This is a genomic window from Paenibacillus sp. JT31N17, assembly GCF_056269255.1.
Map to the genome: position 1 here is coordinate 1 of NZ_JBWDNP010000029.1, position 21,508 is coordinate 21,508.

19 protein-coding genes and 1 rRNA gene are annotated in these 21,508 nt (G+C 50.1%); 15 read left to right on the top strand and 5 right to left on the bottom strand.

Annotation, left to right across the window (positions count from 1 at the left end; translation table 11 throughout):
• Positions 1 to 109, top strand: a 23S ribosomal RNA gene (locus AC0YOB_RS37635); the annotation flags it as partial.
• Positions 110 to 410: 301 nt separating this feature from the next.
• On the opposite strand, the gene AC0YOB_RS37640 is transcribed toward AC0YOB_RS37635, so the two are convergent.
• A complete protein-coding gene (locus AC0YOB_RS37640) occupies positions 411 to 578 on the bottom strand; it encodes a hypothetical protein (protein WP_475797113.1) in 168 nt (55 codons plus the stop codon).
• A 36-nt stretch (positions 579 to 614) separates the two neighbouring features.
• Complete coding sequence (locus AC0YOB_RS37645; protein ID WP_475797114.1) at positions 615 to 812, bottom strand: DUF6199 family natural product biosynthesis protein; 198 nt, start codon at positions 810 to 812, stop codon at positions 615 to 617.
• 194 nt (positions 813 to 1,006) lie between these two features.
• On the opposite strand from AC0YOB_RS37645, the gene AC0YOB_RS37650 reads away from it, so the two are divergent.
• Both AC0YOB_RS37650 and bshB2 read left to right on the top strand, forming a co-directional pair.
• Positions 1,007 to 1,354 carry a YojF family protein gene (locus AC0YOB_RS37650; protein ID WP_475797115.1) on the top strand — a complete coding sequence of 116 codons (348 nt, stop codon included), beginning with the start codon at positions 1,007 to 1,009 and terminating at the stop codon, positions 1,352 to 1,354.
• A 22-nt stretch (positions 1,355 to 1,376) separates the two neighbouring features.
• Positions 1,377 to 2,033: a bacillithiol biosynthesis deacetylase BshB2 gene (gene bshB2 / locus AC0YOB_RS37655; protein ID WP_475797116.1), complete on the top strand. Its 657-nt coding sequence runs from the start codon at positions 1,377 to 1,379 to the stop codon at positions 2,031 to 2,033.
• A gap of 196 nt (positions 2,034 to 2,229) precedes the next feature.
• Here the strand turns inward: bshB2 and AC0YOB_RS37660 are convergent, their stop codons facing one another.
• On the bottom strand, positions 2,230 to 2,964 hold the full coding sequence (locus tag AC0YOB_RS37660; RefSeq protein WP_475797117.1) for a hypothetical protein: 735 nt from the start codon (positions 2,962 to 2,964) through the stop codon (positions 2,230 to 2,232).
• 279 nt (positions 2,965 to 3,243) lie between these two features.
• On the opposite strand from AC0YOB_RS37660, the gene AC0YOB_RS37665 reads away from it, so the two are divergent.
• The 8 genes from AC0YOB_RS37665 to nrdF all read left to right on the top strand — a co-directional run bounded on the left by AC0YOB_RS37665 (position 3,244) and on the right by nrdF (position 14,099).
• Positions 3,244 to 5,055: a cache domain-containing sensor histidine kinase gene (locus tag AC0YOB_RS37665; protein ID WP_475797118.1), complete on the top strand. Its 1,812-nt coding sequence runs from the start codon at positions 3,244 to 3,246 to the stop codon at positions 5,053 to 5,055.
• A 30-nt stretch (positions 5,056 to 5,085) separates the two neighbouring features.
• Positions 5,086 to 6,417, top strand: a complete 1,332-nt coding sequence (locus AC0YOB_RS37670; RefSeq protein ID WP_475797119.1) for a response regulator transcription factor — start codon at positions 5,086 to 5,088, stop codon at positions 6,415 to 6,417.
• 98 nt (positions 6,418 to 6,515) lie between these two features.
• Positions 6,516 to 7,442, top strand: a complete 927-nt coding sequence (locus AC0YOB_RS37675) for a carbohydrate ABC transporter permease (protein WP_475797120.1) — start codon at positions 6,516 to 6,518, stop codon at positions 7,440 to 7,442.
• Positions 7,443 to 7,444: 2 nt separating this feature from the next.
• Positions 7,445 to 8,317: a carbohydrate ABC transporter permease gene (locus AC0YOB_RS37680; RefSeq protein ID WP_475789381.1), complete on the top strand. Its 873-nt coding sequence runs from the start codon at positions 7,445 to 7,447 to the stop codon at positions 8,315 to 8,317.
• A 314-nt stretch (positions 8,318 to 8,631) separates the two neighbouring features.
• Positions 8,632 to 10,113: an ABC transporter substrate-binding protein gene (locus AC0YOB_RS37685; RefSeq protein WP_475797121.1), complete on the top strand. Its 1,482-nt coding sequence runs from the start codon at positions 8,632 to 8,634 to the stop codon at positions 10,111 to 10,113.
• Positions 10,114 to 10,508: 395 nt separating this feature from the next.
• Entirely contained in the window at positions 10,509 to 10,868 is a 360-nt protein-coding gene (gene nrdI, locus AC0YOB_RS37690) for a class Ib ribonucleoside-diphosphate reductase assembly flavoprotein NrdI (protein WP_475797122.1), read from the top strand.
• Entirely contained in the window at positions 10,855 to 12,939 is a 2,085-nt protein-coding gene (nrdE, locus tag AC0YOB_RS37695; protein WP_475797123.1) for a class 1b ribonucleoside-diphosphate reductase subunit alpha, read from the top strand. The genes nrdI and nrdE overlap by 14 nt, the downstream gene beginning before the upstream one ends.
• A 161-nt stretch (positions 12,940 to 13,100) precedes the next feature.
• Positions 13,101 to 14,099 carry a class 1b ribonucleoside-diphosphate reductase subunit beta gene (gene nrdF, locus AC0YOB_RS37700; protein WP_475797124.1) on the top strand — a complete coding sequence of 333 codons (999 nt, stop codon included), beginning with the start codon at positions 13,101 to 13,103 and terminating at the stop codon, positions 14,097 to 14,099.
• A 348-nt stretch (positions 14,100 to 14,447) separates the two neighbouring features.
• On the opposite strand, the gene AC0YOB_RS37705 is transcribed toward nrdF, so the two are convergent.
• A complete protein-coding gene (locus AC0YOB_RS37705) occupies positions 14,448 to 15,329 on the bottom strand; it encodes a helix-turn-helix domain-containing protein (protein WP_475797125.1) in 882 nt (293 codons plus the stop codon).
• 141 nt (positions 15,330 to 15,470) lie between these two features.
• Between AC0YOB_RS37705 and AC0YOB_RS37710 the strand changes: the two genes are divergently transcribed.
• A complete protein-coding gene (locus tag AC0YOB_RS37710) occupies positions 15,471 to 16,553 on the top strand; it encodes a glycoside hydrolase family 172 protein (RefSeq protein ID WP_475797126.1) in 1,083 nt (360 codons plus the stop codon).
• 59 nt (positions 16,554 to 16,612) lie between these two features.
• On the opposite strand, the gene AC0YOB_RS37715 is transcribed toward AC0YOB_RS37710, so the two are convergent.
• Positions 16,613 to 17,584: an aldo/keto reductase gene (locus AC0YOB_RS37715; protein WP_475797127.1), complete on the bottom strand. Its 972-nt coding sequence runs from the start codon at positions 17,582 to 17,584 to the stop codon at positions 16,613 to 16,615.
• A gap of 349 nt (positions 17,585 to 17,933) precedes the next feature.
• Between AC0YOB_RS37715 and AC0YOB_RS37720 the strand changes: the two genes are divergently transcribed.
• The 3 genes from AC0YOB_RS37720 to AC0YOB_RS37730 all read left to right on the top strand — a co-directional run bounded on the left by AC0YOB_RS37720 (position 17,934) and on the right by AC0YOB_RS37730 (position 21,508).
• Positions 17,934 to 18,539, top strand: a complete 606-nt coding sequence (locus tag AC0YOB_RS37720) for a sigma-70 family RNA polymerase sigma factor (protein WP_210047130.1) — start codon at positions 17,934 to 17,936, stop codon at positions 18,537 to 18,539.
• A 225-nt stretch (positions 18,540 to 18,764) separates the two neighbouring features.
• Positions 18,765 to 19,511: a type I methionyl aminopeptidase gene (gene map, locus AC0YOB_RS37725; protein WP_475797128.1), complete on the top strand. Its 747-nt coding sequence runs from the start codon at positions 18,765 to 18,767 to the stop codon at positions 19,509 to 19,511.
• 104 nt (positions 19,512 to 19,615) lie between these two features.
• Entirely contained in the window at positions 19,616 to 21,508 is a 1,893-nt protein-coding gene (locus AC0YOB_RS37730; RefSeq protein WP_475797129.1) for a sensor histidine kinase, read from the top strand.

Here is a 21,508-nt window from a genome sequence, read left to right on the forward strand (position 1 = left end):
ATTTCCCAATTCGTAAGACCCCTGGTAGACGACCAGGTTGATAGGTTCGAGGTGGAAGCATCGCAAGATGTGCAGCTGACGAATACTAATCGGTCGAGGGCTTATCCTACAATGATTTATCCAACAACAGCTAAAGAATATACTTGTCCATTTCCTATCCAGTTTTCAGGGTGTAATGCTTATACGGAGTTAACTGAACTCACTTTTGTGGGTTTTTTTGTTTTCATTGATAACAAATACAAAGACACCTCGGATGAATGAGTTTCATCCGAGGTGGGAATCTTGGTGTCTTAATGGATGGGGCAAAATGGTTCCGTTGTTGCAGCATCATCACCTCTTGGTGAAGGAGGTCAGGTGATATTCGCGGACTTGGATATATAACCTGCTGTTAGGCGGTATAAAAAGGTTGGTTATCCGCCTTTTGCTCTTCGATTTCGTATAATCATTCCGACAACATTAAAACAGATGCCTACAATCATTAAAACTGCGCCTATTGATTTATAATCCTGAAGCATGAACAGGATTCCGGCGATAACAAACGCCATCGCAATCATGGGAAACATGAACTGTTTAATCATATGTATCTCCTCACTGCCTGAATTAGGAATACTGTTTTAGAACAAAAAAGGGATTCCGACAATAAGAAATACAATCAGTACGATAATGCTGCTGATTCTGCTCATTATTAGATAGGCATCGCTCGGCTCGGAATCACCCTTGACGATCCAGCCATATCTTAAATGCCAACCAAAGCTGGGATAAATAATATTCACGATGGCAACCGCAATAATGATAAACGCAAAAAAGATCATCGTATCAACCCCTGGTTCATATATACGCATGATTTCTATATATGTTTCATGGGAATGGATCGGGGAACCGTGGAATGCAGCTTCAAAGTTTCTGACTTATTGATGCCCAGGAAGATTGTTCATTTTATTTTTATATGTAGAAGGCGTATGATAGTGGAACAACACAACAACTATGGTGGCAGATGGAGGGTAAGATGCAGCTCATTAATCAGATCAACGTCCAACAGAGGATAGATATTTTGAAAGATCAGATGCTTTATGTTCATCTTGAAATGACATCGGGAGCGTACGCTGCTCATTTGGACAGCAACAAGCATCCGGCAGCCACCTTTATTTCGAACGCCAGCATTCAATATTCACAAGGCTCCATCGCCGGAGAAGGGCCTTATTATCGGGTAGGCTTGAAAACGGCGAACGGTTGGATCTATTCAGAAGGGCTAACGCATTGGGACGAGACAGATACAGAGAGGTTAATTCTTGCCGGGCATGATGGTCAAGGCAAGCTGATTGTGGCTCTGCAGCTCAGCAGAACGCCTTTCTAAGGAGACAAAAGGAGGGAATGGAATGGGACAGCATATTTTAATTATATTGCCGCATCCGGATGATGAGGCTTTCGGGGTTGCAGGAACCGCTGCCAAGTATTTGCAAGACGGAGACAAGGTAACTTATGCTTGTTTGACCTTGGGAGAAATGGGCAGAAATATGGGGATCCCGCCATTTGCTAACCGGGTGACACTTCCGGTTATCCGTAAGAAGGAGCTTGCGGCATCTTGTGCGGCAATCGGGATCCAGGATCTGAGAATGCTGGGCTTTCATGATAAAATGATTGAGTTCGAGGATCAGGAGGAGCTGGACGGAAGTATCGGCAGTCTCCTGAAGGAGCTCCACCCCTCGCTGGTTATTACCTTTTATCCGGGCTACAGCGTTCATCCGGATCATGATGCATGCGGAGCGGCTGTGGTTCGTACGATTGCCAAGCTGCCCCCAAATGAGCGTCCCGTTGTCCATGCCATGGCCTTTTCCAAAAATACCATAGAAGTACTGGGGCAGCCGGATGTTGTCCGTAACGTTAAACCGTTTTTGAAGCAAAAGATGGCATCCATTGAGGCTCATCGCTCACAGTTCCAAGCCGCTGAATTAGTGGGCAGCAAGAAACTGGGGGAAAAAGAAATTGCAGAGCGTTTTGGCATTGAACGCTTCTGGACCTATTCTTTTGAATGATAGTAATGCCTGTCCGCTTCAAAAGTGGACAGGCATTTGATGTGGATGAAATATAAGGGTGCATTAGAAGGCTGCCGGGAAGTCGGGCAGCCTTTTTGAACCTTATAGGATGATAAGGTTCATTGTTAAAGCTCCAGGTAAAGAAACATGCTTCAGGCTGCAAAGGGTACCAATCCGAAGCTGCTCCCAGTCAGGTTTATGCTTTCTGTATTTTAGCCGGATTGTTGATTTTATAGGATACGGGGTGTTTTGTGAGCTTCTTCGCAACTATTTTTCCTTCAAAGGTGATTGTTTCTCCGACCTTCAAATCGTTTTTTTTCAACGTAGCGCTATGGCTTGACCAAGCCATGCCGACTTCTTCCCCGGATTCGGCAAAGGATACAGCCTCATAGATGACAACCTCATCCTCGGTATCGGAGAAATGGTTCGGTACTGTAGTAAATTCCTGTACGGTCGCGATCATTTTGATCTTTTCTTCCGGGAGCTGAAGCTTAGGGGCTTTTTCTTTTTTGGTCTTCTCTTTTGGAGCTTTCCTGACCTCCGGCTCCGCCAGTATGTTTTCCACCGGCAGCGGGTCCGGAACAGGTCCAGCCTCATCCTGCGGGACTTCGAGCTCCGCAATCAAAGAATCCGGCGATTCCTCCACTGCGCCGGAAGGCTTCTGACCGTAGTTCGACGCCTGCATCTCCTTCAGGTACGAGGGATGGATGCAATGCTGCTGATCATTCTCAAATGCTATAACCGCGGTCATTTTATCGACATAGCCGATAATGCTGCAGGCCAGATTCATGCCATTGCTTTTATAGAAAAACACTTTTGATTTGGTGGCTTTCTCGGATAACAAGCCCCATTCTTTACACTTCTCAATTTGCTCGGCCTCGTCTTCGAAGGCGTTATACATATCGGGTCTGATGGTGAATGCATGTACCATTTATTCTCCGCCTTTCTTTTCATTCATAAACATTTTAGCATTTTTTGCGCGTTTGATGAAATTCAAACTTTCTGAATACTTGAAAGAAGGTTGGATTCTGTCAAGATTATTTTTGCAACAGGAGAAGAATCTCGCCTTTGCCGCACAAATAAAAGACGTCAGCCGCTTTGATCCGAAGACCCGTAAAGTCCATAGATCTGCTCCTTAATATGGATAAAAATAGCCATACTGCAGCTGGGCAATTCTGATATAGTAACAAGTAACAGGGTCTTAGGAGGTGTGCAGCTCATCCGGAACAGCATGACAAATCCACTCACGAAAATAAGTGTCAAACAGCAGCTGCTCCTGTTATTGCTGGTTATGGTCAGTCCCGTCCTGCTGCTGCACTGGTACGGAAATGTGCGGGCAGAGCAAATTTTGAAGCGTCACGTTACAAACGCTTACACGGAACTGAATAAGCAAAATTTTGCCCTCATTAACCGGGACATCGACTCGGTGAAAAATACGACCTATTCGATCATTCAAAACTCCATTACCCAAAAGTTTGCGCAAAAACAGAATGAGTCCAGTTATGACCGGCTCAATAAATATACCGAAATGGAAAAGCTGCTCGCCGGCTATTCAACGGGTGTGAACGGCGGGGAAGCGATCTATTACAACTTTTATGTGTATGACCCCAATAATGATTTCTCTTTCGCAGCGCAGCTGCCTCTGGCGCAAAGCGGTGTGTATTTCCTGTCCGCTTCAAACAAGCCCAACTGGTATGAAGAGGCCGTGCTGAACAAAGGAAGCGGCTCCCTGCAGGTCATCGACGCCTATGTGGGAATCAACAAGCAGAAGACGCTGGTTTATGTGAGGGCGGTCAACAGTATTTATCAGAGAAATGATCTGCTCGGCGTATTGGTGGTAACCAAGATGGATAAGAAGATCGGCGAATCGCTGAACTCGGTATCCCTGCCGGACGGGAAGATTTATTTTACCGATGACCGTAATCAGGTGCTGACCTCTACGGAAAAAGGCCTGATCAACGAGGAAGTCCTGCTGCCCCCCGAATATGCGAAATTAACGAATACGAGCGGAGTCACCAACTTCATCGATTCCGATCTGATCTATGTGGTCAACACGAATGAATCGCTTAAGCAGAAGCTGATTTATAAAATTCCGGTCCGCTCCCTGCTGCAGCAGCAAAGTGAGCTCAAGCATGTCATCTTGTATATAACGGTTGTTTACACCGTTTTTGTATTGATGGGCATGGTTTATTTTTGGCGTTCCTTCATGACACCGCTTCAGAAGCTGGCTGCTTTCGTCCGTTCCTACGAGCCGGGGAAGCTGGTGCCGATGACGCCCGGCAAGGGCAGAAACGATGAGGTGGGCGTGCTTATTTCCTCCATGTACGACATGGCGCGGCGCTTGAATACGTTCATCCATTACAAATACAAGATGGAGCTGAAGCAAAAGGAGACACAGCTGCAAATTCTCTATCAGCAGATCGATCCGCATCTGCTTTACAATACACTGGAGAGCATTTACTGGAAGATATCACTCGGGGGAAGCACCGAGTCGGCAGAGATGGTCAAGGAGCTCGCCAAGCTGATGAAAATCGGGCTCAGCCGCGGCAGGGAGCTTATCCGGCTGGAAGAGGAGCTGGAGCATGCGGCCGCCTATATTAAACTGCAGCAGCCGAGATATGAATATGAATTCCAGGTCATCTGGAACCTGGATGAGCGGATTCATGATGTGCTCATTCCCAAGATTACGCTTCAGCCATTAATTGAGAACGCCATTATTCACGGCATCAAGAATATGGGAGAAGACGGGGAAATAATGATTTCAACATTCGACCGGGGAAACACAGTCATGATCCGGATTGAGGATAATGGCTACAAGGAAGTGAACTATGAGGCGATTGACCGGCTGCTCAATGAGGAAGAGGCACAGCCGTCCTTGGGATACGGCATACGCAATATTCACCAGCGCATTCAGCTTCATTTTGGGAGACCTTATGGACTGCACTATCAGCGAAGGGAGATTGAGGGAACAGCGGTAACCATCGTGTTTCCCAAAACTTACGAAGAAGGACAGCGGATCTAAGCGGCAGTGCAACAAATAAGGGGGCAAATGATGTACAACATATTAATCGTCGATGATGAACCATTGATCTGCAAGGGATTGACCAGCCTGCTCGCCTCATCGGGCCTTAGCATCGACCACATCTATAATGCTTACAACGCATATGAGGCGCTTGACTATTTGCGGATGGAAGAAATTGATCTGCTGGTTACGGATATCCAGATGGGCGCGATGAACGGAATCGAGCTGATGCACGAGGCCAAGCTGATCAAGCCATGGGTGCAGACGATTATTGTATCCGCCCATGAAACGTTCCAATATGCCCAAATGGCCATTAAGCTGGGGGCAAAGGACTATCTGATCAAGCCGCTGAACAGCGAGCAGTTTCTGGACTCCGTCCGCAATGTGCTGCTGAAGATGAACAAGCCCGCTGCAGCTTCGGAAGCCGTCATGTCCGAGCTTCGCGAGCAGTTCCGCATGGAGGAGCCGGCACCGGAGAAAAATGGACTGCTGGGGCAGCTGCTGAGGGGAGCCGGCGACCAGCAGGCGATCCTTGATATGCTTGCGCAGCGTTACGGCATCTCCCTGTACGGGCCTCATTATTCAATCATTGTCGTTAACCTGAATCTGCCATCCGGGATTAGAAATCAGCAATTATATCCTAAAGACAGCGAGCTGCTTCAGTATGCCGCGCTTAACATCATCAATGAGCTGATGGGAGAGGAATGGAATCATGTGATCTTCTCTTCGGACGATCAGGAAGTTACGGTGATGATTCAATGGGACGGGAAGAAAGCAGAAGAAATTAATGTCGATAAAATCAATCAGCTCGATATGATCGGTCGAAGTCTGCATTTCAATCTTCACAAGTATTTGCGCCTTTCCTGTGTGGTCGGAATCAGTCAGATTCTCAAGGGAACGGAATTTTTGACTACGCTTAAGGAGCAGGCCCGCAGGGCGCTGCTGCGGCATGCGGATCATCCGGATCATTATGTGTTTTATTACGGGGATTTCGATTGGAGCCGGTATGCCGCGCAGGAACCGACAGCGGATGAGCTTAATGCCCAGAATAATGTCATCGTGGACCGGGCCAAGAGCTATATCGACCATAACTATGCACAGAAGGGGCTCACGCTGCATGAGGTGGCCCAGAGGAATCACGTCAGCCCCAATTATTTGAGCTATTTGTTCAAGAAGAAAACCGGATTCAATCTCTGGGAATATGTAATCAAGCTCCGGATGGAAGAAAGCCGCAGGCTGCTGACCACAACGGATTTGCGCCGCTATGAAATATCCGAGCAGGTGGGCTACGAATCGCCGGAGCATTTCAGCAAAATATTCAAGAAATATTTCGGCATGAGCCCAAGCGAGCTGAAGAAGTAAAATCGCCCATCATTCAGATAGAACTGCACATGTTCAGTCCTGCTCTCCTTCATTACAATTTAATTATCACGCATAGAGAAGGAATGAGGGAGACTAGGATGAGTCAAACAACGGTGCCCATACAGGCGGACGGCCCACAGGGTGTCCATAAATCCGGAATCTGCAAATTGCTGCGCAAAAATATGTGGGGCTATCTTTTTATTTTACCGGCGGCGCTTATATTCATCGCTTTTCTGTGGATGCCGATTATAAAAGGGTTCGTTTACAGCTTTCAGCATGTTGATTTTGTGAATGGCACGGAATTTATCGGACTTGCAAACTATAAGACCGTCTTTCAAAATCCTGATGTAGGGAAGGCCGTCAAAAATACGCTTTACTATATGCTCCTGGGACTTCTGATCGGCTATTGGATTCCGATCCTGTTTGCTATTGCGATATCGGAGCTGAAGAAGTTTCAGGGAGTTGCGCGCGTTGCGGCCTATCTGCCCAACGTTCTTCCTGTTGTTGTGCTCTATGGATTATGGCGCTGGTTCTATGATCCGGTTGGGCCGATCAATGCGACGCTTTCCCAAGCCGGGGCGGACCAGATCGCCTTCCTGACCGACACCCGATGGTCAATGATTTCCCTCGTTATTATGGAGTCGTGGCAGCAGTTCGGCTCAGCCATGCTGATCTATCTGGCGGCGGTGCTCAGCATTCCGCGCGACTGGTACGAAGCGGCGGAAATTGACGGCGCCGGGGTATGGAACCGGATTCGCTATATTACGCTGCCCTCCATCCGCAATCTGATCGTCCTGATGCTGATTCTGCAGCTGATCGCGACCTCGCAGGGGCTGCAATCCCAGCTTGCCATGCTGGACGGCGGTCCTAACAACGCAACGCTCACCTATGCGCTGCTTATTGTAAAGTATGCCACAACCAGGCTGGATTACGGGGTGGCTGCCGCATTGGGCGTGCTCATGTTCCTTGCTCTGGGCGGCCTTGCGGTCGTTCAATACCGATTTCAACGCAGGGAGGGCAACTAGCCATGAAGAGCTATGACCGCGGCATTCTATCCGTCTATGACTTGAAGAAAACATCGAACAAAATCTACTACGGTCTTATGATTCTCGTCATTCTCATAATGGTGTTCAGTATGCTGTACCCGATCGCCGTGACTTTCTTTAATGCGCTCAAGAGCAATGAAGAGGTCTATGCCTTTCCCCCGCATTTCCTGCCTGAGAAGTACAGCTGGGGCAATTTCCAGAAAGCCTGGGATTTTATAGATCTGCCGATATTCCTGCGGAATACAATGGCGATTTTCGCCGGAAATATGATTGTTACCGTGCTGGTTCTCGGCTTGGCGTCATTCAGCCTGTCGAGGCTGAACGTGCCCTATCAGCGCGGGATTACATTTTTCTTCCTGATTACCTTGTTCATTCCGCCGACGACTTATATCATCCCGAATTTTCTGAATCTGAAGGATTTGGGGCTGATTAATACCTTCTTCGCTTTCTGGCTGCCAGCGGGGGCCAATGCCTTCTATCTGCTGCTGCTCAAGAGCTTCTTCGACAGCATCTCGATGGAAATGTTCGAAGCGGCAAGGATAGACGGCGCATCGGAGGTCAAATGCTTCCTGCGGATCGCGCTGCCGCTGTCGGTTCCGATCTTCTCGACGCTGGCGATCTTCGTGTTCTCCAATGCCTGGAACGACTGGTTCTGGCCTTCGCTTGTCATGCACAGCGATCAGACGCGCCCGCTGGCAACGGCCATATACAAATATGTCATAAATGCGAAGAGACTGGATTTGAATATCAAATTCGCGATACTGGCGATGATTATGCTGCCGCCGATGGTTGTATTTCTCACTTTCCAGCGTTTTATAATGCGCGGCCTGCAGCTGGGCGGCATCAAGGGATAGGATGGCGAGAGCGTAAAGCTGCACACGATGAGCATAGGAATACACATCGTCAGTATGAAGCCGCCTCCATTAAGATTAAGAGGTAAGAAGAAACGGCTTCGCCGTTCTTTGGCGGGAAAGTCAGTTTCTTCCCTCAAGCCTTATAGAAAATTATAGGCGTGAAACTTATAAATTCTAGAAGGTCAAGGTGAAAGGCTGACGCCGTCCTTATGAAGGCGGGGCTCGTTTCATTCCGGTGAAATAGAAGCAGAGTATAGGCCACGGTTACTTTCTTCTATTTCAAATAAAATTTATGAGGAAGAAGGGGAGTTTCAATGCGCAAGTTAAGTCTTATCCTTGTATGTATGATGGTTTTCAGTGCGCTGCTGGCTGCCTGCGGCGGCTCGGACAACAGCAAGAACAACAACACGGCCGCCAATGCGCCGGCTAACACACCGGCCGAGGACCCGCCGGCAGCCGCCAATGACAACGGAGCCGCGGCCAATAATACGCCGCCGGCCGAAGAGGACATCTCGACGAAGAAAATCACGATCAGCGTCTATTACCCGCTCCCTGACCAGGTGGAGAACCGGAAGCTGGAAGACGACAAGATCAAGCGTTTCACCGAGAAATATCCGAATGTAACCGTTGAGAAAAGCGACTGGCATTACAGCACCGATGAGATCGGCATCAAAATGGCGGCCAACGAAGCGCCTACCTTCTTCAATACCTTTGCGACGGAAGCCAAATTCCTCGTTGAGCGCGGCTGGGCTGCTGATATTACGGAGCTGTGGAATAATTATGAATTCAAGGATCAAATCAATCCGATCCTGCAAAATCAATTCCTGATTGACGGCAAAGTGTACGGCGTTACTCAAAAAGGGTATGTGACCAGTACCGTTATTAACAAAAAGCTGCTGGATGATAAAGGCGTGGCCGTTCCTTCCTATGACTGGACATGGGACGATATGCTGAGCACGGCCAAGGCGGCCTCCGATACGAAGAAAGGCATCTCCGGCATCGCGCCGATGGGCAAAGGCAATGAGGCCGGCTGGAACTGGACGAATTTCCTGTTCGAGGCGGGCGGCGAGATCCAAACGATTGCAGACGGCAAAGTAACAGCGGCGTTTAACTCCGAAGCGGGCTTAAAAGCGCTGGAGTTCTATAACAAGCTCCGCTGGGAAGCCAATGCCATTCCGCAGGACTGGGCGCTGGGCTGGGGCGATGCTGTAGGGGCTTTTGCACAAGGCCGCACGGCAATGGTTATTGCAGGAGCAGAAGGACCGATTGAGCAGGCCTTGAACCAAGGCAACATGAAGCAGGAGGATGTGCTCACATATCCAATGCCGGCAGCAGAAGCAGGCGGCAAGCATTACGGGATTCTGGGCGGCGACTATCTGGTCATCAACCCGAATGCGACCAAAGACGAGCAGGAGATGGCGTTCCGCTATATTACCTTTGATTATTTCTCCGATGACTGGCTCAAATCGGTTGAAACCGACATTCAGGCGCGTAAAACAGAAGGCAAGTTCTTCATCCCGCCGCAAATGAACTATTTTGGCGCCGACTCGGACTATGGCAAGAAGGTGCAAGCGATTTTCGACAAATACGACAATGTGTACAAATATAATGAGGAGTCGAATAAATTGCTTGATGGTCTGCCGGAAGCGCAGTACAATACGCAGGAATATTACGGTACGATGACCAATGTCATTCAAGAGGTATTCTCCAAGAAGGGCACAGACTTGAAGGCGCAGCTCGATGCCGCCGCCAAGGATGCGCAGACCAAATATTTCGATAAAATCAAAGCGCAATAAACGCCATATACAGCCTCCAGATCCGCTTCTCATGTGGGTTTGGGGGTTTTTAACTGGGACAGAGCTGGAAAAAGGACTCATGAATGGCAAACCGCCGACACAATTTGAAGCTGCCGATTACGCAGGCCAGGCAGAGGTGGCAATACTCATCATGAAGAAGCTGCCCGCCATGAAATAATTTTATTTAGTAGAAGCGGAAAATCCCCTACAGCCCCCTGAACGTAACGGTTCAGGGGGTTTTTGTCTTATGAAAGCCTGGATGAATCAGTTGAATATTACCTGGAGACTCATTGACATACACAATATATTGATATATATTCAATCTTACCAACTATATATAGATGAAGTTGCTGAAAAGAAAAATTGGAAATTCCTCAGGTCAGGAGTTGGTGTATTTGTTGATTGCTTATGATTCACGCACGGGCAATGTCGGCAGATTCATAGACAAGTTAGCGATGAGGGCGGTACGAATCGAAGGAAGCTCAACGATACGGGAGCCGTTCGTGCTCGTAACCTATACAACAGGATTTGGTCAGGTACCGGACAGGGTACTGGAATTTTTGCAAAATAATTACAGTTATCTGAAGGGTGTTTCTGCGAGTGGCAACCGGAATTGGGGAGAAGGATTCGCCAAAAGCGCAGACCGGATCGCCCAGTTATTCGCTGTCCCGGTCATCAGCAAATTTGAGCTGTCAGGTACGTCAACGGATGTTGAATATTTTCGGAGAGCGGTGAGCATGTTTGCGGTACATTGAACTGAATAATCAATTGATGCAAAGAAACGAAGACGGCTTTTTCAAGCTGGAAAAGGATCATGAGGCTGTTGCGGAGTTTATGGAGGATGTTCACAGCAGGAGCGAGACGTTCTCCGGCACGAAGCAAAAAATCGATTATATGATCGCCAACGATTATTACGAGAATGTCTATGACCGCTACACCTTGGAAGAAATCGAGTCTGTCTATGAGACGGCGCAGCAGTACGGCTTCGAATTTCAATCCTATATGGCGGCGTCCAAATTCTATACGGATTATGCGCTCAAGACTAATGATCAATCCAAATATCTGGAGCATTACCCGGACCGGGTCAGTATTACGGCGCTCCATCTTGCGCAGGGAAATGCGGAAGTCGCCAGAATGCTCACCCGCTCCATGATGGAGCAGCGCCTTCAACCGGCTACGCCAACTTTCCTTAATGCGGGCAAAAGCCGCCGGGGCGAGCTGGTGTCCTGCTTCTTAATGGAGGTTGACGATTCTCTTAATTCGATCAACTATGGTCTTGGAACCTGCATGCAGCTGTCCAAAATCGGCGGCGGCGTTGCGGTCAACTTGTCCAAGCTTCGGGGACGCGGGGAGTCAATCAAAGGGGTTGAAGGCGCCGCCAAAGGGATTATGCCGATCCTGAAGCTGATGGAGGATGCATTCTCCTATGCGGATCAGATGGGTCAGCGCAAGGGCTCGGGAGCGGCTTATTATAATATTTTCGGCTGGGACGTGCTGGAGTTTCTGGATTGCAAGAAAATCAACGCCGATGAGAAGAACCGGATCAAGACCCTTTCCATTGGACTGATTGTACCGAACCGCTTCTACACGCTGGCTGAGCAGAACCAGCCTCTTCATGTGTTCGCGCCCCACACCGTCTATCAGGCCTATGGCCAGCATCTGGACGATATCGATCTGGATGAGATGTACGATCAGCTGCTTGCGGACGACCGTGTGAAGAAAAAAGTGGTCATGAGCGCGCGCGACATGCTTGTCAAAATTGCGACAATACAGCTGGAATCCGGCTATCCGTATATAATGAACAAATCCAATGCCAACAAGAATCATGCGTTGAAGGATATCGGCACTGTGAAAATGTCCAACCTGTGCACGGAGATTTTTCAGCTCCAGGAGGTATCGGAGATCGGCGACTACGGCCAGCCGGATCTGATCCGCCGCGATATCTGCTGCAATCTGGCTTCCCTTAATATCGTCAATGTGATGGAGCAGAAGAAAATCAAGGAATCCGTGTATGAAGGCATGACCGCCCTGACAGCAGTCAGCGATATGTCGCGTGTACCCAATGCGCCCGGCGTTGCCAAAGCCAATAACGAGCTTCATGCCGTCGGGCTCGGAGCGATGAATCTTCACGGCTATTTGGCCAAGAACCGGATCGCATACGACAGCGGCGAAGCGAAGGATTTTGCCCGGACCTTCTTTATGATGATGAACTATTATTCCATCGAGAAGAGCATGCAGATCGCTCGAGACACGGGGACGGTCTTCCAGGACTTTGAACGCTCGGAGTATGCCAAAGGCACTTATTTCGCCAAATATGAAGATACCGATTACAGTCCGGTGACGGACAAGGTGAAAGGGCTGTTCGAGGGAGTTGCGATTCCAACGCCCGCGGATTGGAGCAGCCTCAAGCAGCTGGTGAAGCAGCACGGTTTATATCATGCCTACCGGCTGGCCATCGCGCCTACGCAGAGCATTTCCTACATCCAGAACGCCACTTCAAGCGTTATGCCGATCGTGGAGCAAATTGAAACGCGCACCTATGCGAATTCGACGACCTATTACCCGATGCCTTACATGGCGGCGGACAATTACTTTTACTATAAATCAGCCTATCAAATGGATCAGTTCAAGGTGATGGACCTTATTGCCGAAATCAGCGAGCATGTGGATCAAGGCATTTCAACCATTCTTCATGTCAACAGCGATGTGAGCACAAGAGAACTCGCCAGGTATTATTTGTACGCGGCCAAGAAGGGCTTGAAGTCGCTGTATTACACCCGGACGAACCATCTTTCCGTGGAGGAATGCATTAGCTGTGCGGTTTAAACGGGGAAAATCAGCTTGAACAACTGCTTCCTCGACAAGCGGCAAGCGGCAAACTCACTTGCAGCACCTACGAATATCAGAGGAGGCTTTCCTCATGCACGCCAGTTTTTTTGCCTCACTTCCGGTACCGCCTGAAATCATCATGGAAGGGAAATGAAGTTATGAATGTAAAATTAGCGGAGCCGGTCAAGAAGCCGGCGGTGACCTTTAAGGCTGTGAACTGGAACCGGCCTGATGACGATTATACAAGCACGTTCTGGAACCAGAACATCATGCAGTTCTGGACGGATGAAGAGATTCCGCTTTCCGATGACAAAATGTCCTGGATGAGATTAAGCAGCCCGGAACGGGATTTATATATGAAGGTGCTTGGCGGTTTGACTTTGCTGGATACGATTCAGGGCGGAGTCGGCATGCCGAAGCTGCTGGAGCATATCGACGGCCTGCAGCGCAAGGCGGTGCTTGGCTTCATGGGGATGATGGAGCAGATTCACGCCAAATCGTACAGCAGTATTTTTACAACGCTGGCGACTACCGAGGAAATAGACAAGCTGTTCAAATGGGTAGAGCAAAATCCGCTGCTGCAGTCCAAAGCGGAGTGGATCTCGGAATGCTACCAGAACATCGATTCGGCGAAAAGCTTGTATCTGGCGATGGCAGCCTCCGTGCTGCTGGAAAGTTATCTGTTCTACAGCGGCTTTTTCTACCCCTTATACCTTGCCGGACAAGGGAAAATGACCAGCAGCGGCGAGGTTATCGACCTCATCCTGCGCGATGAGAGCATTCACGGCCTCTATGTCGGGGTGCTGGCGCAGGAGGTGTTCCGCGAGCTGGATGCGGCTGAGCAGTCCGAAGTCACGGCAGAGCTCTATGATCTCCTAAACCGTCTGCACGCCAATGAGGAAGCCTATACCGACGAGCTGTACAGCGTGCTTGGCCTGCAGGAGGAAGTGAAGCGATTCGTGCGGTACAATGCGAATAAGGCGCTGATGAATTTGGCGCTGGAGCCGGTTTTTCCTGAAGAAGAGGTGAATCCGATCGTGTTCAACGGGATCAGCACCCGGACGAAGCAGCATGATTTCTTCTCGAAAAAAGGCAACGGCTATGTACGGACAGTCCATGTAGAGACATTAAAGGATGAGGATTTTCTGTTCGATTAACGGCCGCTATCCGGTTGTTCACAACAGAATGGCTATTGTTCTCATAAAAACCGCTGAACGTTTGGTAACCAAGCGCTCAGCGGTTTTTTTATACCTTATAGAATTTATAAGTTTCACTCCTGTAAATTTCTACAAGGTCTAAGGGAAGAAACTTGCTGTGCCACCAAAAGGACGGCGACAGCCGTTTCTTCTTGATTCATGAGATTAAAGGGTGAAGCGAGTGGGAGAAGGCTGGAGAAACGGCATCAGCGGCCAAAGAGACGTTTCTGTATGGCAGCCATGGCAGCCTATCTTATTTACCGGATTTCTAACTGGCATCAGTAAGGTTCAGGCTCTGACTGCTGTCCTTTATTTTCTGCCCTCCGCAAGAATGGCCCGGTAGGCGCTGGGGCTTACGCCTTCCTTGTTTTTGAAGGCTCTGCTGAAGCCGTGAATACTCGGGTAGCCAAGCGAATCCGCAATCTGCTGCATCGTCATCCTGGTGTGGCGCAGCAGGTTCTTGGCCCGGTCCAGACGCATCTGCTGATGGTATTGCATCGGTGTGATCTGGAAAGCCTGCTTGAACAACCCGATCAAATAATGCTTGTTCATATGAAACTGTTCGGAGAGCTCCATCAGCGTCAGCTCACGGCCGGCGTGAAGGTTCAGGTAATGCTGGATCTCCAGCAGGAGCGGGAGATGGCCGGGCTCTCGCAGCTTTTCCTCGAGCTGCGTCTCGCGAAGCAGGCACGCGAGCAGCTCAAGCATAAGCCCCTTCAGGCGGAATTGGTGGAATGGCATCTTCATTTCAAACTCCCGGATGACCGCGAACAGCAGCTCTTCGAACTTCAGCAAATCCGGCATACGGATGCGGCTTGGCAGCTTCCAGTCCGGTCCGGAGAGCAGATCCGGGCGGAACCAGCTATTCTCCGTACGGCTCATATGCCGCAGGGGCTTGAAGGACACCCATACATCGGGGCTGTCGGCGGTTTCGGATAAATCAAAATGGACATGGGGCTGCCTCGCCGCCTGCCCTCCCATGACCCGAATGGAGTGGGGCTGCTTCGGCTTGAAGAGAAACACGTCTCCGGCTTCCCCGGCGTATACGTTATCTTCGACTGTTATCTCCAGGCGTCCTTCTTTGAGAAGCAGCAGCTCATAATCCCAGATTACCCGTTCCTCGATGAAAGCACCGGAATCTAACCAGGAATCCATAGCTACCCGTATGTAAGGCGATAATTGCTCCAGCACGGAAAACCCTCATTTTCATTAAAGTATGAATGTTCTGAATGATTGATAAAAAGAACTAACCAATTGCTAAATCCAGCTGCGTAATGCCCGGCTTATAATGTCCTTGAACGCTATTATTCAAACGCACAGGAGGCTTATATAATGACAACAGCATTCAATGGAATCGGCATGGGGCTTGGCAATTTGTCACGTTTGTCAAACGCGGTTACCCGATCGGTCAGTCCGGAGAACTTTACCGGCGGGAAAGGCAAGGGAGCCATGGCCACGGAAGGCACCGGGGCGGCCTGCGCCCGCGATTTGGGACAAGGCTGGAAGATATCCCCCTCTGTCATGGTGCCGGCGAATTCCTCGTTCACAATGGCCGACATTCAGGGGCCGGGCGTGATTCAGAATTTCTGGCTCACCTGTCCGGTAGAATCATGGCGGCATTTGATCCTGAACATTTATTGGGATGACGAAGCGGAGCCCTCGGTGCGCGTTCCGGTCGGCGATTTTTTCTGCAACGGCTGGTGCGAGCGCAGTCTTGTGAATTCGCTTCCAATTGCCGTTAACCCGGCAAACGGCTTCAACAGCTATTGGGAAATGCCGTTCCGCGGCAAAGCCCGGTTCGTCATGGAGAATCTGGAAGACAAGGACACGGTGCTGTATTACCAAATTAATTATACGCTAACCGACGTACCGGCCGATATGGCTTATTTTCATGCCCAGTGGCGCCGCAGCAATCCCCTTGCCTACAAGGATGTACATACGATAGTCGATGGCATCAAGGGCAAAGGGCACTTTGTCGGAACCTATCTGGCGTGGCAGGTGAACAGCAACAACTGGTGGGGCGAAGGCGAAGTGAAATTTTACATGGACGGGGACCGCGAGTTCCCGACAATCTGCTCGACAGGGCTGGAGGATTATTTTGGCGGAGCCTGGAACTGGGATATGGAGGGCAAGTATGTACCTTACAGCACGCCTTATCTGGGCATGCACCAGGCGATCAAGCCGGACGGCCTGTACAAGGCCAACCAGCGCTTCGGAATGTACCGCTGGCATATCATGGACCCTATCCGCTTCGAGGATGACCTTCATGTGACGGTGCAGGCGCTGGGGTGGCGGTCGAAGGGCAGATACCTGCCCTTGCAGGACGATATCTCCTCCGTTGCATTTTGGTATCAGACAGAGCCGCATGCCGCGTACCCGCAGCTGCCGGACAAGGATGGCCTGGAGGTCATTTAACCGAATTTCATATAAAAAAGAAGCGCTCCCGTCATTCTTGGCGGGGGCGCTTCCGATATTTAGGGCATTTTCTTGCCGCGAGTGCTTTCATAAAGCGTATACCATTCCTCGCGGGTCAGGCGAAGTGTGGCGGCATCCCTGCAAGCCAGGATGCGCTTGGGATTCACGGTGCCGATTACAGGCTGAATGGCAGCGGGATGCGTCATCAGCCAAGCGAGAACAATCGCTTCCGGCGTCGTGTTCTTTTCTTCTGCCAGCCGACTGACAAGCTTGGCGGTTTGAACCACCATATCCGGCTTGCCGTCGAGCGGTGCGCCGGAGTATAGCCCCTGCGCCAGCGGACCCCAGGATTGCAGCTGGATATTCTCCATACGGCAAAATTCCATCGTTCCTTCCGGGAAAATGCTGTCCTTCGCCGCATCCTGGTTAATGTGGATGCCGGTTTCTACGAAGCCTGTCCGCAGAAGGCTCATCTCCAGCTGGTTGGCGACGAAAGGCTCATCGCAATACGCCTGGAGCATCTTGATTTGTCCCTGACTCATGTTGGAAACGCCGAAATGGCGGACCTTGCCGGAGGCGGTGAGCTTGCGGAATGCGCTCGCCACCTCTTCCGGATCAATGAGCGGGTCCGGACGGTGAAGCAGCAAAATATCGAGGTATTCGGTTCCAAGACGTTCAAGAATCCCGTCTACGCTTTTGAGAATATGAGCCTCGGTGAAGTCAAAGCGCTGTGGACCAACCCCGTCAGGAAAACGGATGCCGCATTTGGATTGGATAATAATTTCCTTGCGGAGGCCCGGCATTTCCTTCAATACATGGGCAAATACCCGCTCCGCCTTGCCGAAGGCATAGATATCGGCATGGTCAAACATGTTGATGCCGATTTCCAGCGCGGCATTGACAGCTTCCATGCCCTGATTGTAATGCTCGCTTGTGATCGGATTATCGTTCCAGCCGCCTCCAAGCCTCATACATCCGAGGACGAGCTGGCTTGCCTCTATTCCGCGCTGCTTTAAGGGAATGGGTTTCATTCATTTACCTCCATCATCATGATTGTCACACGGTACAATCCCTATTATATAGGTCAAGCTATCGATAAAGAAAGTAGTGAATTGTGCGTTATGTAATGCTAAACGGTATACCTAGTGATGCCAAGTATAGTGCCGCAAGCAGGAAGCTCCATGACGCATGTATGCCGAATTCATGCTACAGGGCATGGATGATTCTGGGAAGCAGAAGGGGAACGTCAACATTTTGCCATAAACCAAAAAGAATATGACCGGAATTTATTAAACGGCGCTATTAACAGATGCGTTTCTTTTTTTTCCTGTTATAATGGTAGGTAAAGGTGTTCACGACGGATGGCAAAGGAGAATTGCGATGAATGAGTCTCAGCTGGTAATGGCTTCCAGACAGGGCGATCAGCTTGCCTTCAACAAGCTTGTGGAATTGTACACGGACAAGATTTACAACATGGCGCATCGGATCCTCCGCAGCAAGACAGAGTGCGAGGATGTGGTTCAGGAAACCTTTCTCAAGGTATACCTCAATTTGAACCGCTTTGATGAGAACAAACGATTTTCCACCTGGATCTTTCACATCGGCAAGAACATTTGCCTGGATTTGCTTCGTCGTCGCAAGGCACCGTCACTTCCTCTGGATCAACCGGTTATGGCCCATTCCGATCAGCCTCTCTCGCTTCATGATGTCATTGCAAATACAGAACCGACGCCTGAAGGCGAGGTTATCGAGCGCGAGCTGTCCGACAAGATGGCGGAGCTCATCGACAAGCTTCCGGTCAAGTACAAAAGCGTCGTTTATCAGCGCTATGTATTGGAAATGTCGCTTGAGGCGATCAGCCAGGCCAATAATATACCGGTTAATACCGTGAAGTCACGGATTCACCGCGGCAAGGATTTTATGAAAAAAAGATGGGGCAAGGCGCTCTTGATATATTCTCTGCTCATGCTGATTTTAAGTCCTTAGGCTGTACGGACAACGGCATGAATCCTGCATCCACTCTCACTCCCATAAGCGGATATCGCTCAGGGGCGGGAGTGGTTTTTTTGTGATGGCGGCAGCAGAACTAATTTTGCAGCAAAGGTAAAGGACGATGCCGGCTCTTCCTTCATACTATATTAATGCCATCGTTTGAAAAAGCAGGCGCAGAGCTTTACAATGAACATAATCATGATCATAAAGGAGATTGACATGCTCACTATAAAAACAAAAGATCAAATTCATAAAATGAAACAGGCCGGAGAGGTGCTGGCCGCCTGTCATAGAGAAATCAGAAAGCTGATCAGCCCCGGCATCACAACGATCGAAATTGACGGGTTTGCCGAGAAGTTTATGAGAGATCACGGGGCAACGCCGGAGCAAAAAGGGTATAAAGGTTATCCATACGCCACCTGCGCTTCCGTCAATGACGTGATTTGTCATGGCTTCCCGGGCCAGTACCGTCTGAAGGACGGAGATATTGTGACCATCGATATGGTTGTCAATCTGGAGGGATGGCTTGCGGATTCGGCCTGGTCCTATGCGGTCGGCAGTATTTCGGAAGAAGCCGCCCATCTGCTGGACGTAACGGAGCAATCGCTCTACAAGGGGATCGAAATGGCGGTTCCGGGCAATCGGATCGGCGATGTGTCCCATGCGATCCAGGTATTCGCGGAAGCGCAAAATTTCTCGGTCGTGCGGCAGTTTATCGGCCACGGAATCGGGCAAATTATGCATGAGGAGCCTCAGGTTCCCCATTACGGGCCAGCTGGCCGCGGCACGCGCATCAAGGAAGGCATGGTATTCACCATTGAGCCGATGCTGAATGTGGGCGGGCCGAACTGCAAGATCGATGAAGACGGATGGACAGCAAGGACATTTGACGGCAGCCTGTCTGCCCAATACGAGCACACGATCGCGATAACAGAGGACGGTCCGATTATTTTGACCCAGCAGTAAAAGCTTGAACAAAGCAGTCCGGCACCTGCAAGCGAGGGGTTCGGGCTGTTTTGTTGAAGCTACTTAAGAACGCGCTAATGCTCACAGCTAAGGAGACATCCAGCATGAATTCCGGCAACCGATTGCGTCAGGCTTGGTCAAAAGTAAGCGATATGAGGATGGAGCGCAAGCTGCTGCTGGTGTTTCTGCTGCTCGTCATACTTCCGCTTACGTTTATTGGCGTCGTTTCCTACCGGAATTATTCCCATTCCATCGAGCATAATACGATCGTATACTCCACGAACATGCTCAGCAACATGATGGACCGGGTTGACGATTATATTGAAGATATGGTCCGGATCTCTTCCATTCCGGCTTATCAGGATGATATCAGGCAGAACCTGATCCGCTCCAACCGTTATTATGAGCAGCGCGCACAATTCTCCGGGGGCGGCGAAGGCAATTCGGTGCCGACCGATTTTGATCTGCTCCTGTCAATCCAGCGGGGAATCGAGGGCAATATTTCATATATCAATAACATCAAGCGGGGCGCGAATTCGGTCTATATTTTCGATCAATATGGAAACGGTTACTACTCGGCCAAATCCGGCATCCGCACCAATATAAAGGAAAGCTATGAGCTGTGGGAGCAAAGGATGCGGGATACGGCAGGCGAGGCTGTCCTGTTCAGCACGCAAAAATACACCAGCAATCTCAAAAGCGTGAAATATGCATTTACCGTCGTCCGGAAAATCATTGATAAGTCCTTGAAGGATGTCGGGATGATTGCCGTTGACGCCAATATCAGCGTTATTGAGGATCAGGTGGTCAAGCTGGATCGGGTTACTCACGGTAAGTCGCTTATTGTCGATGCGGATGGCAATGTCGTTTACGACTCCGGGAGGAAGCTGCTGACCGCCAATATTGCGGATCAGCCGATGCTGAAGCAGGCGACCGGGGAGAATGGAAGCTTTTATCTGAACGAGGGCGGAGAACGCCGTCTGTACATCTATGCCGCCTCTTCCCATAACGCCTGGAAAATGATTATTTCCATTCCCGCCAAGGAGCTGACACGGGATTCGGTGGTGATCCGCAACGTGACGTGGATTGCGACTTTTCTGACCATCGGCATCGCGCTGCTCATCTCGATCTTCTTTTCCTTCGCATTGACCAGGCCGCTGCGCACGATGATTCGCCTGATGCGGCGTGTCCAGGACGGGGACTTCGATGTCCAGTTCCAGGTCAGGCGCCGCGATGAAATCGGGCAGCTCGGCAGTCAGTTCAACCAGATGATTCTGCAGATCGATCAGTTGATTGCAGATATTTATGTGATGGAGACGAAGAAGAAGGAGGCGGAGCTGCATGCGCTGCAAAGCCAGATCAATCCGCATTTCATGTATAATACGCTGGAATCGATCCGCATGGCGGCCGAGCTCAATGACGACCGCGATGCGGCCAATATGCTGGCGATCCTCGGCAGGCTGCTGCGCTACAGCATCAGCGATTTGCACGAGGAAGTGACGCTGGCGAGCGAGCTGGATCATGTACGCCACTATGTGGAGCTGCTGAATTACCGCTATCCCGGCCGTTTTGAGCTGAGGATTGACGCTCCGCAGCAGCTGGCTGGCTATTCCATCATCAAGCTTGTGCTTCAGCCGATAGTGGAGAATGCGATCTATCACGGCATGGACGACGATAAGCCGCTCATGCATATTAATGTTGCAGCGGAGATAGCTAAGGAGCATGTTATTCTGCGGATCACCGATGACGGGCTGGGGATGACCGGGGAGACGCTGGAGCGGTTGAACCGTAATTTGTCGGGACAAGCCGTGGCGCTCGCACAGGCTGGCGGAAATCCGGCGGGCTCAAGCGGAAGCGGGATAGGGCTTGCGAATGTGAATGAAAGAATCAGGCTTCACTATGGAAGCGGCTTTGGCGTGAAGGTGTTCAGTGAATCCGGAAGAGGCACAGTGGTGGAGCTGCTGCTGCCGTTTGCCGGTAAAGGGGGAGGGGAATAG

Excerpts from the sequence above, each read along its gene's own strand:
- AC0YOB_RS37675 (WP_475797120.1), top strand. The coding sequence starts at position 6,516 with ATGAGTCAAACAACGGTGCCCATACAGGCGGACGGCCCACAGGGTGTC.
- AC0YOB_RS37715 (WP_475797127.1), bottom strand. The coding sequence starts at position 17,584 with ATGAAACCCATTCCCTTAAAGCAGCGCGGAATAGAGGCAAGCCAGCTC.
- AC0YOB_RS37645 (WP_475797114.1), bottom strand. The coding sequence starts at position 812 with ATGATCTTTTTTGCGTTTATCATTATTGCGGTTGCCATCGTGAATATT.
- AC0YOB_RS37710 (WP_475797126.1), top strand. The coding sequence starts at position 15,471 with ATGACAACAGCATTCAATGGAATCGGCATGGGGCTTGGCAATTTGTCA.
- map (WP_475797128.1), top strand. The coding sequence starts at position 18,765 with ATGCTCACTATAAAAACAAAAGATCAAATTCATAAAATGAAACAGGCC.
- nrdF (WP_475797124.1), top strand. The coding sequence starts at position 13,101 with ATGAATGTAAAATTAGCGGAGCCGGTCAAGAAGCCGGCGGTGACCTTT.
- AC0YOB_RS37680 (WP_475789381.1), top strand. The coding sequence starts at position 7,445 with ATGAAGAGCTATGACCGCGGCATTCTATCCGTCTATGACTTGAAGAAA.
- AC0YOB_RS37660 (WP_475797117.1), bottom strand. The coding sequence starts at position 2,964 with ATGGTACATGCATTCACCATCAGACCCGATATGTATAACGCCTTCGAA.
- AC0YOB_RS37730 (WP_475797129.1), top strand. The coding sequence starts at position 19,616 with ATGAATTCCGGCAACCGATTGCGTCAGGCTTGGTCAAAAGTAAGCGAT.
- AC0YOB_RS37650 (WP_475797115.1), top strand. The coding sequence starts at position 1,007 with ATGCAGCTCATTAATCAGATCAACGTCCAACAGAGGATAGATATTTTG.
- AC0YOB_RS37720 (WP_210047130.1), top strand. The coding sequence starts at position 17,934 with ATGAATGAGTCTCAGCTGGTAATGGCTTCCAGACAGGGCGATCAGCTT.
- bshB2 (WP_475797116.1), top strand. The coding sequence starts at position 1,377 with ATGGGACAGCATATTTTAATTATATTGCCGCATCCGGATGATGAGGCT.
- AC0YOB_RS37640 (WP_475797113.1), bottom strand. The coding sequence starts at position 578 with ATGATTAAACAGTTCATGTTTCCCATGATTGCGATGGCGTTTGTTATC.
- AC0YOB_RS37685 (WP_475797121.1), top strand. The coding sequence starts at position 8,632 with ATGCGCAAGTTAAGTCTTATCCTTGTATGTATGATGGTTTTCAGTGCG.
- AC0YOB_RS37670 (WP_475797119.1), top strand. The coding sequence starts at position 5,086 with ATGTACAACATATTAATCGTCGATGATGAACCATTGATCTGCAAGGGA.